Source organism: Streptomyces sp. P9(2023) (assembly GCF_032436795.1).
Lineage (GTDB): Bacteria > Actinomycetota > Actinomycetes > Streptomycetales > Streptomycetaceae > Streptomyces.
In genome coordinates this window covers 1-239 of record NZ_JAUPWM010000810.1, presented here as the reverse complement: position 1 = coordinate 239, position 239 = coordinate 1, and the positions used below count along the sequence as shown (strand labels likewise).

The window sequence follows — 239 nt, the reverse complement described above, 5'->3', positions numbered from 1 at the left end:
GGTGATCTGCGATCAGCAGTTTTTGGCCGATCACATGAAGGTGACTACCAGGACTATCCGGTCTTGGCTCGCCTACCTGGAAGAAAACCGGGCGCTTGTCCGCATCCCTGTCGCTGGCCGAGTTTGCGCCTACGCGCTGGACCCTCACGAGGTCTGGAAGGGCTACGACAACGCCAAGGAATACGCGGCCTTCGTGACCAAAACCTTGGTCAACAAGGACGGCGATATCCGCCGCCGGA

The 239-nt window shown here is 59.4% G+C and carries 1 pseudogene; it reads left to right on the top strand.

From position 1 onward, the window contains the following. Nucleotides 1-239, top strand: a pseudogene (locus Q5762_RS39530) (helix-turn-helix domain-containing protein); the annotation flags it as partial.